The organism is Streptomyces acidiscabies (assembly GCF_020010905.1).
Taxonomy (GTDB): Bacteria; Actinomycetota; Actinomycetes; order Streptomycetales; family Streptomycetaceae; genus Streptomyces; species Streptomyces acidiscabies.
Window position 1 is genome coordinate 1,429,629 of record NZ_JAGJBY010000002.1, and the last position, 15,902, is coordinate 1,445,530.

A 15,902-nucleotide genomic window follows, 5' to 3' on the forward strand; every position below is an offset into this window, starting at 1 on the left:
CGTGGGTTACCTCCACTCGCTGCCGAACTCGGCTTCGAGTTCGTCGATCTCTGCTTGGGACAGGGACACCAGGGGCAGATCGGACGGCGTGTGCCCGCCCGCCGATCCGGTGCGGCTCAACTCGTCGAGCGCCGCGCACCACAGGTCGGCGAGCGTCCCGACCTCGGCCTCGGACCAGACACCGGGCGCCCAGGACCACATGGCCCGCAGCCCGTCGTCGTCGGCGACGACGGTGACCTCCAGGCCGTGCGCCACGGGGAGTCGGGGATCGTGCGCGGCACCGAGCGCCAGCTCGCCGGGGAGTTCGTCGGGGACCGACGCCCAGTCGTCCGTGGGGAGTTCGCGCGCCGTACGGCCCAGGTAGTTGAACCCGACCTGGGGCACCGGGAGTTCGGCGAGTTCGGCGCCCGCCTCCGGGTCGAGGTGGCGCAGCACGCCGTACCCGATGCCGTGGTCCGGTACGGCCCGCACCTGCTCCTTGACCGCCCGCAACACCCCGGCGGTGTCGGTGAGTTCGATCCCGGCGAGGTCGAGTCGGGCCGGGACGACGCTGGTGAACCAGCCGACCGTGCGCGACAGGTCCACGTCCTCGAACAGGTCCTCGCGACCGTGCCGTTCGACGTCCACGAGCAGCACCGGACGCTGGTCCCACCGAGTGAACGCGAGGGCGAGAGCGGTGAGCAGAACGTCGTCCGGACCGGCGTGGAAGGCGGCCGGGACCGTGGTGAGCAGGTCGGTGGCCGGCTCGGGCGGAAGGGTACGAGTGAGGTGACGGACGGTGCCTACGACGTCCCGTGCCGGGTCGGGCGAGCGGTCGTCCGGCGAGGGGTGGTCCAACAGCCGTTGCCAGACCTCAAGTTCGGGGCGACGCTTCTCCGCCTCGCCCTCCAGCAGACGCGCCCACTGCCGGAACGGCGTTCCCTTGGGCGGGAGTTGCTCTCCTCGCCAGGCTGCGGCGAGGTCGGCGCGGAGGACGCCCCAGGAGACGCCGTCCACGGCGAAGTGGTGAACCGTGAGGAGGAGCCACCCCTGCCGTCCGGGCCCGGCGTCGTACCAGACCGCCCGCACCAACTCTCCGCGCTCAGGGGCAAGTTGGTCGGCCGTGAGATCCTTCGGGTCGGCGACCCGTCTCACCGCGACCTGGACGCTGCCCGGCGCCGGTATGTCGGCCGACCAGTCGGCCCCGACCCGCATCCGCAGCACGTCATGGTGGTCGACGACGGCCTGGAGCGCGGCGGTGAGACTCCGCTCGTCGGCCCCGACCGGCGTGACGAGCACCGTCGACTGGCTGAACCTGCCTGTGGGGCCGCCGCGTTCACGCAGCCGGTGCATCGCCGGAGTGAGTGGAATGGCTCCCGTCGCCGACTCCTGAGCAGGCCCGCGCGAGGCGGCCGGACGGGAGGCGGCGATCGCCGCGAGGGCCGCGACCGTACGGTGCTCGAACACGTCACGCGGGCTCAGGCGCAGCCCCGCAGCAAGAGCCTTGCTGACAAGGCTGATGGACGCGATGCTGTCCCCGCCGAGGTCGAAGAAGCCGTCGTCCAGGCCGACTTCACGGCCCAGCACCTCGGCGAACAGGTCGCGCAGCACCCTCTCCGCCGCAGTGCGCGGCGCGCGGTCACCACCGCTCTCGACCACCGGCGCCGGAAGCGCGCCCCGGTCCAGCTTCCCGTTCGCCGTCATCGGCAGGGCGTCCAGCACCACGAACGCCTCGGGCACCATGTGCTCGGGCAGCCGCCGAGCCGCGTGCGCCCGTACGTCTACCGCATCCACCCCGGCCGCACCCACGAGGTACCCCACCAACCGCCGTACGCCCGGCCGGTCTTCGCGCACGACTGCCGCTGCCTGCTCGACCCCGTCGTACGACGTGAGCGCGCCCTCGATCTCCCCGGGCTCGATCCTGAGCCCCCGGATCTTGAGCTGACCGTCCGAACGGCCGCGCAACTCCAGTGCCCCGTCGGACCGTTGGACCGCCAGATCGCCGGTACGGTACATCCGGCTTCCCGGCGGACCGTAAGGATCGGCCACGAAACGCTCGCCGGTGAGAGCGGGCCGGTTGTGGTAGCCCCGCGCCACCTGGGCGCCGCCCACGTACAACTCGCCCTCCACGCCTGCCGGTACGGGGTTCAGCCGCCGATCCAGCACGTACGCCCGCGTGTTCCACATCGGCCGCCCCACCGGCACCGGCCCCGACGGGAGTTCGTCCCCCGGCTCGATCCGGTGGTCCGTACAGCCCACCGTGAGTTCCGTCGGCCCGTAGTGGTTGATCAGCCGCACCCCGGGATGCTCCCGACGCCAGGCCCGCAGTGCCTCACCCACCAGGGCCTCGCCGCCCAGCATGAACTCCTCGGCCGGCGAGATGTCGTGGGGCAGTGCGGGGAGGAGGGCGAGATGGCTCGGGGTGGCCTTGAGGAACGTCAACTGCCGTTCGTCCGCCTCGTGCACGGCCGCGATGTGCACCTGGCCGCCCGCCGCGAGCGCGCCGTGCAGCGTCGTCACCGTCGCGTCGAACGACATCGTCGCGTGCAGGAGCGACGTCCCCCCGAGGCTCGGGTACTCCTCGACGCAACGGGCCACGTAGTTCGTGAGGTTGCGGTGCTCCACGACAACACCCTTGGGACGACCCGTGGTTCCGGAGGTGTAGATCAGATAGGCGGCGTCAGCCGGACGGGGGTCGACCAAGTCGCCTTCCCCGCCTGCGGCTTCGGGGCTCACGACCGGGCGGCCGACGTCCGTCCGGTCCCGCGAGATGACACACACCGGGTCCGAGTCGGCCAGCAAGTACGCCGTCCGGTCGGCCGGGTGGTCCGGGTCGAGCGGCAAGTAGGCGGCGCCCGACTTGAGTACGGCCAGGACGGCTACGGCGATGTCGACGGAACGGGGGAGCGAGATGGCGACAACTCGCCCTGGTCCGGCACCGGACGCGATCAGAGCACGCGCCAATTCGTCGGAGGAAGCGGCTAGTTGGCTATACGTCAGTTCTCGCCCGGCGTCCGTCACGGCTACCGCGTCAGGGCGTCGAGTGGCCTGCTCCTCGAACATGCGCGGAAACGTCGTCTCCGGGACGTCCCGCTCGGTGTCGTTGAACTCCTCGACGATACGGCGGCGTTCGGCCGCCCCCAGGATCTCCAGCGCGCCGATGGGGTGGTCCGGGGCGTCAACTGCCGCTCCCAGCAACCGTTCCAGCCGTACGACGAGATCCTCGGCCGTGCATCGGTCGAACAGGTCGGCGCTGTACTGGAGGAACCCCTCGATACCGGCCGGGGAACCGTTCCGTGTCCTCAACTCGCCCAGGTTGAACGTGAGATCGACCTTCGTGGCACCGGTCTCCACCGGAATCGGCGTCGCCTTGAGACCCGGCAGCCGCAACTCCGGTTCGCTCGGCCGGAATGCCAGCATCACCTGGAACAGCGGATGCCGGGCCAGCGAACGCGGCGGCGCGAGCGCCTCGACCACCTGCTCGAACGGGAGATCCTGGTTCGCGTGCGCCGCGAGGTCGGTCTCCCGGACGCGTCCGAGCAACTCCCGGAAACCGGGGTCGCCCGACGTGTCCGTCCGCAGCACCAGCGTGTTGAGGAAGCACCCGACCAGGTCGTCGAGCACCTCGTCCGTCCGCCCCGCGACCGGTGTCCCGATCGGGATGTCCGTCCCCGCGCCGAGCCGGGTCAACAACGCGGCGAGCGCGGCCTGGACGACCATGAACGGAGTCGTCCCCGTCTCCCCGGCCAACGTCCTTATCCGCCCGTGCAGTTCAGGCCCGAACCGGACGGCCGCATCCCCACCCCGATGCGTCGCCCGAGCCGGCCTGGGCCGATCAGCCGGCAGCGCCAACTCGTCGGGCACCCCCGCCAACGCCCGTGTCCAGAACGCGACCTGCGGCCCCATGACCTCCCGGTCCCCCAGCAACTCCTCCTGCCACACCGCGAAGTCCCCGTACTGCACAGCCAACGGTGCCCACTCCGGCACCCGCCCCGCCGACCGGGCTTCGTACGCGGTCGCAAGATCCCGCGCCAGCGGCTCCAGCGACTGCCCGTCGGCCGCGATGTGATGCAGCACGAGCAACAGAACGTGCTCCTGCGGCCCGACCACGATCAGATGAGCCCGGATCGGCAGGTCCTCGTCCAGCCGGAACTCTTGAGCGGCAAGCGCGGAGAGGTGAGCGGAGAGAGTGGCGGAGAGGCTGAGTGGCTCAGCCACTTCCCCCAACACCTCAACCCCCACCCGAAGCCTCCCCGCCCCCACCACCCGCTGACAAGGCACCCCACCCCCCGCCGGATAAACCGTCCGCAACACCTCATGCCGCCCCACCAAATCCCCCAACGCCTCCTCCAGCACCCCCACATCAACCCCGCCCCCCGCCAACCGCACAGCCAACGGCACGTGATACGCCGCCCCCGCCCCCTCCAGCCGATCGAGGAACCACAACCGTCGCTGGGCGGAGGACAGCGGAACCTCCCCCGCGCCGCGTCGGCGGAGAGGCCGCGGAACGGTTTGCGCTACGGCGCCGTTCACCCGTTCGGCGAGCCCCGCCGGAGTGGGGGTGGTGAATACGTCGCGCAGGGCCAGGGAGACTCCCAGGGCGCGCCGCACCCGTCCCACCAGGCGCAACGCGAGGAGGGAATGGCCGCCGAGGGCGAAGAAGTCGGCGTCGGGGCCCGCCGTCGGGACGTCGAGGACGTCCGCGAAGAGGCCGCAGAGGGTTTCCTCCAGGGGCGAGCGGGGCACGCGGCCCGCGTCGGCGGAGGCCGGCGGCGTGGGGAGGGCGCGGAGGTCGAGCTTGCCGTTGGGGGTTAGGGGGAGGTGGTCGAGGGGTACGACGGCGCCGGGGACCGCGTACTCGGGGAGGCGGGCGGCCAGGTGGGCGCGCAGTTCCTCCGGGGCCGCCTTCGACACGGCGTATCCGATCAGCCGTTCGCCCCGGACGGTCACCACCGCCTGCGTCACCCCGGGATGCCCCGCGAGGGCCGCCTCGATCTCGGCCGGTTCGATGCGGAAGCCGCGGAGTTTGAGCTGGGAGTCGGTACGGCCGTGGAACTCCAGCTCGTCGGCGTCGGTCACGCGGACCCGGTCGCCGGTGCGGTACATGCGGGCGCCGACGGGGCCGTGGGGGTCGGCGACGAAGCGTTCGGCGGTCGCCCCGGGGCGGCCGAGGTAGCCGCGGGCGACCCCGTTCCCGGAGAGGTACAACTCCCCGACGATTCCCCGGGGTACGGGCCGTAGCGCCGGGTCGAGGACGTACGCGCGCATACCGTCCAGCGGCCGACCGATCGGCAGCGAGTCCGGTACCGAACTGCCGTGGGAACAAGGCCGGTTGGTGGCGAAAGTGGTCGTCTCGGTGGGCCCGTACCCGTTGGTGACGGTCACCCCCGGACACGCCTCCAGCACCCGCCGTACGGCCCCCGAGGGCACCGCCTCACCTCCGGCCCACACCTCCCGCAACCCCGTGAAACACCCGGGATCCTCCTCGGCGGCGAGCCGGAACAACCCGGCGGTGAGCCAGATGCCGGTCAGGGCATGACGTTGCGTCAACTGCCGTACGGCGAAGGCGTCGACGGGCACACCGTCCTCGGCGACGACAGCGGTCCCGCCCCCGAGGAGCGGCACCCACATCTCGTACGTGGAGGCGTCGAAGGCGGTCGGCGAGTGTACGAGGACCCGTGAATGGGCGCCGCTCGTGAACGCCGAGTCCCGGGCCAGGGAGACGACGTCGTGATGGGTGACGGCGACCCCTTTCGGCGTACCGGTCGAGCCCGATGTGTAGCTGACATAGCAGAGTTGACGGCCCGTCACGTCTACGCCGGGTCGACTGCCCGGCTCGTCCAGCAGCGAAGGGTCACCCGTCTGCACGACGCTCAGCCCGTCGTACGGCGCCACGTCCCCGTCGGTCAACAGCAGCCGTGCGCCGGTCTCTTCGAGGATCTGGACGGTGCGCGCGTGCGGCGCGGACGCGTCGAGTCCGACGTACGCACCGCCCGCCTTCAGCACGGCGAGCAGGGCGACGAGGAGACCACAGGAGCGGGGTACGAGGACGGCGACCCGTTCCTCGCGCTGGACGCCCAGGCGCAGGAGCCGGTGGGCGAGTTGGCTGGAGCGGCGGTCCAACTCGGCGTAGGAGAGGGAGCGTTCACCCTGTACGACGGCCTCGGCGTCCGGCGTCGCGGCGACCCGGGTCGCGAACAGGTCGGGGATGCCGGCCCCGTCGCCCGTCGCGGGGGCACCGGCGAGGGTCGACTCCTCGCCGGGCAGGGTCGGGACGACGCGTCCGACGACGGCGCCCGGTGTGCGCACGGCCTCCGCGAAACGTTCCAGGAAGTGGACGAACCTTCCGTGGTGGGCGGTGAGTTCGGGTTCCGAGTACTGCTCGGTGCCGGCGTCGAAGTCGACGCGGACTCCGTTGCCGTCGGCGCGGTCGTAGACGTTGACGGCGAGGTCCTCGACCGGTCCCGTGGACAGGTTGTGACGGGTCGTCGGGAAGGTTCCGAACCTCAACTCCGGTCCGAACGCCATGATGTTGACGACCGGCCCGAAGAACCGCCGCCCGCCCTCCGGCCAGTCCAGCTCCCGGCGCAGCTCCTCGCCCCGGTACCGCTGGTGGGCGAGCAACTCCCGGGTGGAGGCGGCGGTTTCGCGTACGAGGTCGGCGGCGAGGGCGTCGGGGCGTACGGGGATGCGCAGCGGGAGGACATTGGACGCCATGCCCGGTGTGGTGAGTTCGGCCGGGGAGGTGCGGGCGGTGACGGCGAGACCGAGGACGATCTCCTCGGCGCCGGTCATCGCGTGCAGGTACGCGGCGGTCGCCGCGAGGACGACCCGGGACCAGCGGGTGCCGGTCAAGTCGGCGGCGGAGTGGACGAGTTCACCGGTGACGTGACGCGTACGGCGCAGGAAGCGTCCACAGACACGGGGCGGCCGGGACGAGAGGCTCACCGGGTCGGGCCGGTCGGCGAGGGTCCGGTTCCAGTACGCGCGGTCCGCCTCGGCGTCGTACGCGTCATCGGCGGCGAGCAACGGCCCGAGCGGCGCGTCCGGAACGCCGACGGCCTCAACGCCCGTCACCAGAGCCGTGTACGCCGCAGCCACCCTCCCCGCGATCAGCGAACAGCTGAACCCGTCCACGGCGATGTGGTGATACGCCTGGTACCAGACCCAGTGCTCGTCCCCCGCCCGCAGCAACGCGTACCGGAACAAGGGCCCTTGCTCCAGATCGAACGGCACGGCGAAGTCCCGTTCCATCCACTCCCGAGCGGCCTCGATCCCGTCGACCTCCACGACCGGCATGGACCACGAAAGCTCCGGCTCGACCAACAGCCCCACGCCCTCGCCGTCTTCGACGAAGCGTGAGCGCAACGTCTCGGTGGCCGTGACGACTTGGCCCACGGCGGTCAGGAGCAGGCCGGGGTCGACGGCGCCGTGGATCTCGGTGAACTCGCCGACGTTGTACGCCGCGTCACCCCCGTCGAGCCGCGTTCCGAACCACATGGACCGCTGAGCGGCGGACGGGACGAGACGTACGGTCATCGGTGAACTCTCCTGAGCGTGGGGGTTGTTGGGGGCCGGGAAGATCAACGAGCCGCCCCCGAACGAGCCGCCCCCACCGACGCGTTGCCCACCAAGTCGGCCACCACCCGCGCCCTGTCAACCCCCTCCACCCCAGCCTCAGGCCAAGGCACCCGCAACCACGGCTCAGCGGCCACCAGTTGGACATCCCGCCCCCGCCGAGCCCGCCCCCCACCCGTGATGTTCAGCAGCACAACCTCATCGCGCCGAACCTTCCCCGCCCGAACCGCCTCCGCCAGCGCGGCCACCGCAACCCCCGCCCCCGGCTCGATGTCGATCCCCTCGGTCTCCTCGAACAGAGCCATACCGGCCAGCGCACCGGAGTTGTCGACGCGCAACACATCACCCCCGCTCTCGACGAGCGCTTCCCGCACCCCACCCCGAACGGCGAACGGCGGGCGCCGATTGGTGAGTTCACGTGCGAGAGGCTCGCGCTCGCGGTCGGCAGGAGCACCACCGCGCCCGTGCCAAGCCTCGAACAACGGGGCGAACGGCGCGTTCTGACACATCATCAGACGCGGCAGACGTTCCCCACGGACCCGCACCCGCCCGGCCGCCTCATGCACCCCGAGTGCCCCCGTACCGCTGCCGACCGCCTGCACGTACACCTCCGGCAACCCCCCGATGGCCTCAACTGCCGCCAGCAGCACGGTCCCGAGCCCGTCCCGCCGCCCCACATTGCGCGCACCCCCCTCCGCCCGATGCCCCGGAAGCGAGGAGAGCAGATCGGCGCAGGCGATGGCGTCGCTGTACGTCGCGGGCCCGTCGAGGACGACGATCCGTACCCGCGGATCGAGCGGCCCGGGGAACCGCATGCCGTCCAGGGCCGGCGCGGGGACGACGATGAGGCAGGGGACTTGATGGAGGGTCGCCGCCCAGGCGAACGCGGCGGCCGTGTTGCCCGCCGAGGGGATCACCAGGACGGGCGGGTCGGCGGGCAGCCGGCCGAGCACGGTGTACGCCTCAAGGTCCTTGAACGTGCAGGTCGGCAGGTGCGCGCCGCGCTCCGGCCAGTGCCCGTTGAAGGCGGTCCACAGCCGGTCGAGACCGAGCCTGCGCCCGAGCTTCTCGGCACGCAGGACGACAGGCCCGGGTACGTCGGGGAAGGTGCGCGCGACCGGCAGCAGCGACGCGAACCGGAACAGACCGGTACGCGGCGCCTCGAAAGGAGCCGCGCCGAAAGAGGTCTCGTACTCCGCACGCAGGAACGCCGGTTCGTGCGCGCCGGCGCAGTCGAGAATCAGCCCGTCGTCCGCGTGCCGCGCCCCGCAGGAGGAGCAGACGAGCGAGTAATGCCGATTTCCCGCGTGTACTGAGGGGCGTACTCGGGACATTCCATTGCCTTCCGCAGGTCGTGCTTCGCCTTTCCATTGCAGCCGGGACTGGGTGAAGAGCGGGAGGGCCGGGAATTGCGGTTGGCCCAACGGTCGGTAGACATTCGGTGCTCGGTCAAGAGGTGGTATAGACCGGTAGATTGTTCAGTTCCGCTTCATCCTCCCTTCTCAGGAAGGGAGTCGAGGGTGTGTTAGCTCTGGCCCGACACGGTTCCTTGACGAGAGGACGGCTGGAAAATGGGCGACAGGCCGACGCGATCGCGGGTGCCGTGGCTGCCATCCGAGAATCCGGTTCGTTTTCTCCCGCGCACTGGAGAAGCGGCCTCGGGCAAATGGTTTTCGGGGAATGAGAACGGGGAATACTCGTTGCCCGATCCGGAGTTGCTGCGCACCGCGTACCGGAAAATGGTCGTCGGCCGCCGCTTCGACGCGCAGGCCACCGCCCTCGCCCGGCAGGGCCGCCTGGCGGTCCACCCCTCCAGCCTCGGCCAGGAGGCGTGCCAGATCGGCGCCGCCCTCGCGCTGCGCCCCACCGACTGGCTCTTTCCCACCTACCGCGACTGCGTCGCCCTGGTCAGCCGGGGCATCGACCCCGTCGAGGCGCTCACGCTGCTGCGCGGCGACGCCCACTGCGGGTACGACCCCGTCACCCACCGCACCGCCCCCCAGTGCACCCCGCTCGCCACCCACACCGCCCACGCCGCCGGCCTCGCCCACGGCGAGCGCCTCAAGGGCACCGACACCGTCGCCCTCGCCCTCCTCGGCGACGGCGCCACCAGCGAGGGCGACTTCCACGAAGCGCTGGGCCTGGCAGGGGTGTTGAAGGCACCGGTGGTCTTCCTCGTGCAGAACAACGGGTACGCCATCTCCGTGCCGTTCGCCGCGCAGAGCGCCGCACCGGCCCTCGCGTACAAGGGAGTCGGCTACGGCGTCCGCTCCGAGCAGGTCGACGGGAACGACGCGGTCGCCCTGATCGCCGTACTGCACAAGGCCGTTGAGAGCGCGCGTGCCGGAGACGGGCCCTGGCTGATCGAGGCGCACACCTACCGCATGGCGGCGCACACCAGCGCCGACGACCCCTCCCGCTACCGGTCCGCCGAGGAGGCCGAGGCCTGGCGGGACCGGGATCCCGTCGAGCGGCTGGAGTCGTGGCTGATGGAGCGTCAATTCCTCACGTCCGCCGAGGTGATGGAGATCGCCGCCGAGGCGGAGGCGTACGCGGCCGGGGTGCGCGTACGGCTCGCCGAGGACCCGGCGGTCGACCCCCGTGGCCTCGTCGACCACGTCTTCAGCACGCCCACACCCCAACTCACCGAACAGTGCGCCGCGTTGGAGGGCTGCTGAGATGACCCCCACGACCATGGCCAAGGCCCTCAACACCGCCCTGCGGGACGCCCTGCGCGCCGACGAGCGCGTTCTCGTCTTCGGTGAGGACGTCGGACGGCTCGGCGGCGTCTTCCGCGTCACCGACGGGCTCGCCGCCGACTTCGGTGAACACCGCTGCTTCGACACGCCAGTTGCCGAGTCCGGGATCGTCGGGCTCGCCGTCGGGCTCGCCATGGCCGGGTTCCGTCCGGTCGTGGAGATGCAGTTCGACGCGTTCGCCTATCCGGCGTTCGAGCAGATCGCGTCCCACGTCGCCAAACTCCGCAACCGTACGCGCGGCGCGCTCACCCTGCCGATCGTCCTGCGCGTTCCGTACGGGGGCGGCATCGGCGGGGTCGAGCATCACAGCGACTCCAGCGAGGCGTACTACGCCCACACCGCCGGGCTGAAAGTCGTCACCCCGGCTACCGTCGGCGACGCGTACGCCCTTCTGCGCGAGGCCATCGACGACCCCGATCCCGTCGTCTTCCTCGAACCCAAACGGCACTACTGGACCAAGGAGGACGTCGAACTCCCCCTGCGCGCCGAGCCGTTCGGTACCGCCGCCGTCCGCCGCGCCGGGAGCGACGTCACGCTCGTCGCGTACGGGCCCGCTGTCGCCGTCGCCCTCGCCGCCGCGGAAGAGGCCGCCGTGGAGGGGCTGGACGTCGAGGTTCTCGACCTGCGGACGCTCGTTCCCCTCGACGATGCCGGGCTCGTCAACTCGGTGCTCCGTACCGGGCGTTGTGTCGTCGTCCATGAGGCGCAGGGGTTCGCCGGGGTCGGGGCCGAGATCGTCGCCCGGGTTCAGGAGAGGTGCTTCGACGCGTTGCGGGCGCCCGTCCTACGGGTCACCGGGCTGGATGTGCCGTATCCGCCGCCGCTGTTGGAACATGCCCATCTGCCCGACGCCGCGCGGGTGTTGACGGCGCTCCGCCGCGTGCACCCCGAGCCGGTGCGCGGCCCCGAACGCACCTTCCACCTTCCCGACCTGGGGGAGGGGCTCACCGAGGCCGAGGTCGTCGAATGGCTGGTGCGCGTCGGGGATCAAGTCACCCACGACCAGCCTCTCGTGGAGGTCGAGACCGCCAAGTCCCTTGTGTCGCTGCCGAGTCCGTACGCCGGGGTGGTGACCGCGCTGCACTGTGACGCCGGGGTGGCGGTCGAGGTGGGCGCGGCGCTGGTGTCGGTCGCCGAGGTCCCGCCCACGCAGGAGCGCTCACGGCCCGACAGCACCACGGAAGCACTCCCGGAGTCCAACAGGCCCACCACGGACGCCGGTTCAGGCGCGGTCCTCACGGGCTACGGCACGGGCCGCACTCCGAAGGGCACCACCCCGAACACCCCCTCCCGCACCCCCCTCAACCGAGCCACCGCCGACAAGTTCCTCCGCGCCCAGCGCGACACCCCCGCCGTCACCATCTGGGCCGACACCGACGCGACCGACCTCCTCGCCCGCAAGAAGTCCGAAGGAGTCGGCCTCCTCGCCCTCTTGGCCGAGGCAGCCGTCAAGGCCCTGGAGAAATACCCCGAGTTCAACTCACGGATCGACCCCGACCGAGGCGAACTGATCCAACTCCCGCACATCAACCTGGCGTTCGCGGCCCAGACCCCGAAGGGCCTGACGGTCCCGGTGGCGAGGAACGCGAACACGCTCCCCCTGAGGGACCTGTCCGCGGAACTCACCCGCCTGACAGCCCTGGCCCGCACGGACACCCTGCCCCCCGACCACCTCACGGGCGGCACCTTCACCCTCAACAACTACGGCCCCCTGGGCGTCGACGGCGCGACCCCCCTCCTCAACCACCCCCAGACGGCGATGCTCGGCGCCGGCCGCCTCACGGACCGCCCCTGGGCGGTGAACGGCGAGGTCACGGTCCGGACGATCCTCCCCCTCTCCCTCACGTTCGACCACCGGACCTGCGACGGCGCCTCGGCGGCAGGCTTCCTCCACCACGCCATCAGCACGCTCACGCAGGGGAGTTGAGGCAAGACCGCCCTGCACCGCGAAACCCGCCGCATCACCGAGCAGCGCGGCCCGTTCAGCACTCGATGATGTTCACCGCCAGCCCACCCCGAGCCGTCTCCTTGTACTTCACGTTCATGCGGGCGCCAGCAGCGATGAGTACCTTGACCTGCGGGTTTGGCGGCAGCTTCTTGATCCATCCCGTGAGCAGGGACTTCTCAGGGACATTCGGTGTCTGACTGGACTCCAGCCACGAGTTCATGACGGACAGACCGCGTTGGCCAGCACCGGGCATGAAGTGAGCGTAGTGCTCCAGGGTGATCTTCGGCGTGGAGTGCCCCATCCAGACGGACAGGCTGACGACCGACTCGCCGGCCGCCAGCTGCACGCTGGCGTAGGTGTGCCGCAGCACATGGAACATGTCCTCGCGGGGCGCTGCGTAGATGGGGGTCCTACGGATTCGCCCGCCGTGCCGTTCGACTTTCTCGCCGACCGCTTGGATCAGACCGGCAGCAGCAAGTGCTGGCTTCCAGCTCTTGTCGTTCCACGTCCGGTAGTAGATGCGGTTGCCGTGCGAGGTGGTGAGGACCAGTTGAACCGTGATCGGCTTCCGCTGTCGAGCCTCCACCGCGTTGGTCGGTGGCTCTGGATTCCTCCACGGCAGAGTGCAGGAGACGGACGGGAATTTCCGGAAGTGCTCACGCGCCCGCACCGCGAGGTTGGGCGGTAGCGGAACCGTACGAGTCTTTTGCCCCTTGGGCAGGCAGAAGTACGGCCGACCTTTGGCATCCCACCTGAGTTGGCGACGGACATGTACGACACCCGCCTCGAAATCGAAGTCCTCCTCAGCCAAGCCGAAGGCTTCTCCTTGGCGCAGGCCGAGGCCCAGCCCGAGGTCGACAGCGAACTTGTAGCGGTCCTGAATGTGGAGGCGGACAGCATCGACGATGGCGCGTGTCCACGCCTTCGCCTTCTTGGCTGTGCGTCGCGGGGCCTTGACACTCTTGTGAACCTTGATGGGGTTGTGGAGGATCCGCTTGTCGTCCGCTGCGCAGGTAAGGATGGTTGAAAGGTGGCCCCAGATCACCTCCGCAGTCGTATTCTCGACGCGGCTCAGCAAAGAGGCTGCGAACGAGCGCAACGCTGAAGCATCGATCTCGCGGAGAGAGAGGTCGCCGAGGAGCGGGATGATGTGATTCCAGATTCGGCTACGCATCGGGGCTGCGGTGGAGGGCTCGTCCGACCTGCTGGGCCACCAGTGGTTGACGATGTAGTCAGTGAGGGAGATGTCGCCGGCGCGTGGATCGATGAACTCTCCACGCTGGGCGTCGGTCTTAGCGGTGGCGAGCCAACTCTTGGCGTCCTCGCTGGTGTCGAACGATCGGTCTTGGACCCCGGGAATCCCCTTGACGCGGTACCTCTTCCCTTTCCCGTAGAGGGAGGTCCTTTCTCGCTTCCCGGTCTGCTTGTCGGGTCGCTTCTTGAGCCAGCGATCCTCTATGTAGCCCGCCACTTCGGTGTCCTCTGGTTGTTCGTTGTTCTTGAAGCGGTTGGTCCTAACGCGCTTCGAGGCAGACCCTTATCCCCGATTTCGAAGTTTCTTCGAGGAGATCTCGATCAAGGGCTACTGCGGTGACTGGGAGGTCGCTGAACGACGCTTCGGCTTTTGCGCCAGAGGGTTGAGGGCAGGATTCGAGCGTGAATCCGCTTGTTCCTGGGCTCGGACCCAAGCGTCGAGAGCCGAGATGCGGTACATCACGCGTCGGCCCATGCGGAAGCTGGGTGGCCCCTGTCGGCGATGACGCCAGACGTAGAGGGTGTTCGGGGAGATTCCCAGATACTCTGCGGCTTTCGGGAGGTTCAAGAAGGCGGCCTCAGGAACCCGGGTAGGTTGCGCCATAGCCTCTGCTCCTGTCGTGATTGGTGCGGTGACAGGATGAGAATCCGAGGAAAGAGCGGCTTGGCTTGGCCGGGGATTCCTGGTAAGGCTGATCGCCAACTGACAGGGAGTTGGAATACGGTTTTCCACCGGGCGGTGGAGAGCCATGAGGTGGGTGGGGTCAGGTCGTTGACCCCGGGGCGGTGAGGCGGACTTCGAGGTCGGCGATGCGCCGGTCTCGGGCTCGCGTACTCGCCAAGACAATCCTGGACATCGGCAGGTCTGCCGCTACGCACGCCGAGGCTGCCAGTGCTACATGTGGGACGGTCCTCGCACCTCGGCGAGAAGGCGCTTTCGGAAGCGCGCTGCCAGGAAGGCTGAGAAGAGTGCCTTCCGTCAGATGAGGTGAGGGGGCGGCCCTTCAGGGTGGTGCCGGTGGGAAGAGCGTGAGGCGTTCCTAGTTGTTATGGACGTGACTCCTGCTCTTCGGCACCTGGATGGCGATGAGCGTTGTCCAGGTGGGTGGTGAAGCCGCCCGCCTGATCGCGGGTCAGGAGAAGCAGGGGGTCGGTGGTGGTGAGGTCGGGGGTGTCGGTGATGCCTCCGATCTTGCGGGTGGTGGTGACGGCGACGAAGTCGCCGTGGTCGGATACGGCGTCCAGGTGGGCGGTGTTGCGGGGGTTGTTGAGGAGGGCTTTCGCGGCGCCGAGGACGCCGAGGGTGTGGCAGCCGCCGAGGAGGATGACGGTGGTGCCCTGGTCGAGGGTGAGGCGGGTGATGACCGTGAGGTCGGCGAGGAGTTCGCCCTCGGGGGCCCAGAGGGGGCCGAATCGGATGTTTCCGTGGCCGGGGAAGGTGAGGTCGGCGTCCGGGGGTTCGGCGAAGCGGTAGGGGAGGTGGGGGCCGAACTCGCGGTAGACGGTGTTGCGGTGGGGTGAGCCGAGGATGATGAGGCAGTCGGGGTCGGCTGCGTAGTACTCGCCGGGGTAGAAGTCGCGGATGGTCGCGGTGGGGAATGCCTGGGCGAGGTGGACGCGGGTGTAGACGAGGGCGTCGAGGTCGGCGAAGGCGCCGTAGCGGGTAGGGGTGGGGTCGCTCCGCCGGGGGCGGGTCATGGTCGAACAGACCACGTGGACGTTGGAGTTGTGGCCGATACCGAAGAACCGTGCCGTCGCGTCGGTGTCCTCCGCTTCGTCTCCGTCTGTCTCCGGGGGTTCTCCGGTGAGGTAGCTGCCGTCGGAGATGAGCAGGGCGAGGCTGTCCAGTGCTTGTCCAGCGTGTCGGCGGACTGTCTTGACCGAGCACCGCAGGACCCGGGCCAGGGACTCCTGCCGTTCGGTGAGGGTCGGCCAGGAGTGTTCGTCGACCAGGTTGAAGTCCGCTGTGGCGTACCGGCGTTCGTGCGGGGAGAGGCCGTCGATCGCCCGGCGCAGGGCCGCGACCAGCCGGGTCGTCTCGCTGGCCGCCGGTGACAGCGGGGGCTGTCGGCTCAGCAGCAGCGCACGTAGGGGACTGCTGAGCGCGGTGACGGCGCCGGGGTGGCCGAGGGCGGGTCCTTGGCGCAGCCGCAGGAGTTCGGCGCGGACGGCGTCAGGGGTGAGTGCGGGGGCGGGCATGTGACCAAGCGTTGTCCAGTGGCCAGGATCTGTCCGCACTCTGGGACAGCTGATGGGATGTCAGGTCTGGTGGGGTCGCGGTGATGGTGGATGCCTTCTCACCTGGGAGGTAACCATGCACACCGCTGTCGTGTTCGCTCCGGGGCAGCCGCCGCCCCCGCCCCCTCCGCCGCCCCCGCCGGGTC

The 15,902-nt window shown here is 70.0% G+C and carries 6 protein-coding genes and 2 pseudogenes; 3 read left to right on the forward strand and 5 right to left on the reverse strand.

The genetic code is table 11. The features are described from left to right. Positions 1 to 6: 6 nt before the first annotated feature. Both J8M50_RS33340 and J8M50_RS33345 read right to left on the reverse strand, forming a co-directional pair. Positions 7 to 7,518 (reverse strand): non-ribosomal peptide synthetase, encoded by a 7,512-nt coding sequence (locus J8M50_RS33340; protein WP_010349998.1) that lies wholly within the window; start codon positions 7,516 to 7,518, stop codon positions 7 to 9. Positions 7,519 to 7,562: 44 nt separating this feature from the next. Next, a complete protein-coding gene (locus tag J8M50_RS33345) occupies positions 7,563 to 8,891 on the reverse strand; it encodes a cysteate synthase (protein ID WP_010349997.1) in 1,329 nt (442 codons plus the stop codon). A gap of 237 nt (positions 8,892 to 9,128) precedes the next feature. Here J8M50_RS33345 and J8M50_RS33350 point away from each other — a divergent pair, with 237 nt between their 5' ends. From J8M50_RS33350 to J8M50_RS33360, 3 genes and pseudogenes are all read left to right on the forward strand, one after another. Then, positions 9,129 to 10,235 carry a thiamine pyrophosphate-dependent enzyme gene (locus J8M50_RS33350; RefSeq protein WP_029183312.1) on the forward strand — a complete coding sequence of 369 codons (1,107 nt, stop codon included), beginning with the start codon at positions 9,129 to 9,131 and terminating at the stop codon, positions 10,233 to 10,235. A gap of 1 nt (position 10,236) precedes the next feature. Further along, positions 10,237 to 11,208: pseudogene (locus J8M50_RS33355) on the forward strand (alpha-ketoacid dehydrogenase subunit beta); the annotation flags it as partial. A gap of 81 nt (positions 11,209 to 11,289) precedes the next feature. After that, positions 11,290 to 12,243, forward strand: a pseudogene (locus J8M50_RS33360) (dihydrolipoamide acetyltransferase family protein); the annotation flags it as partial. Positions 12,244 to 12,298: 55 nt separating this feature from the next. Here J8M50_RS33360 and J8M50_RS33365 read toward each other — a convergent pair. The 3 genes from J8M50_RS33365 to J8M50_RS33375 form a co-directional block, all read right to left on the reverse strand. Further along, a complete protein-coding gene (locus tag J8M50_RS33365; protein WP_010349993.1) occupies positions 12,299 to 13,735 on the reverse strand; it encodes a tyrosine-type recombinase/integrase in 1,437 nt (478 codons plus the stop codon). A gap of 111 nt (positions 13,736 to 13,846) precedes the next feature. Continuing rightward, a complete protein-coding gene (locus J8M50_RS33370; RefSeq protein WP_307718548.1) occupies positions 13,847 to 14,269 on the reverse strand; it encodes a helix-turn-helix transcriptional regulator in 423 nt (140 codons plus the stop codon). A gap of 296 nt (positions 14,270 to 14,565) precedes the next feature. Continuing rightward, positions 14,566 to 15,717 carry a hypothetical protein gene (locus J8M50_RS33375; protein WP_010349991.1) on the reverse strand — a complete coding sequence of 384 codons (1,152 nt, stop codon included), beginning with the start codon at positions 15,715 to 15,717 and terminating at the stop codon, positions 14,566 to 14,568. Positions 15,718 to 15,902: the final 185 nt, after the last annotated feature.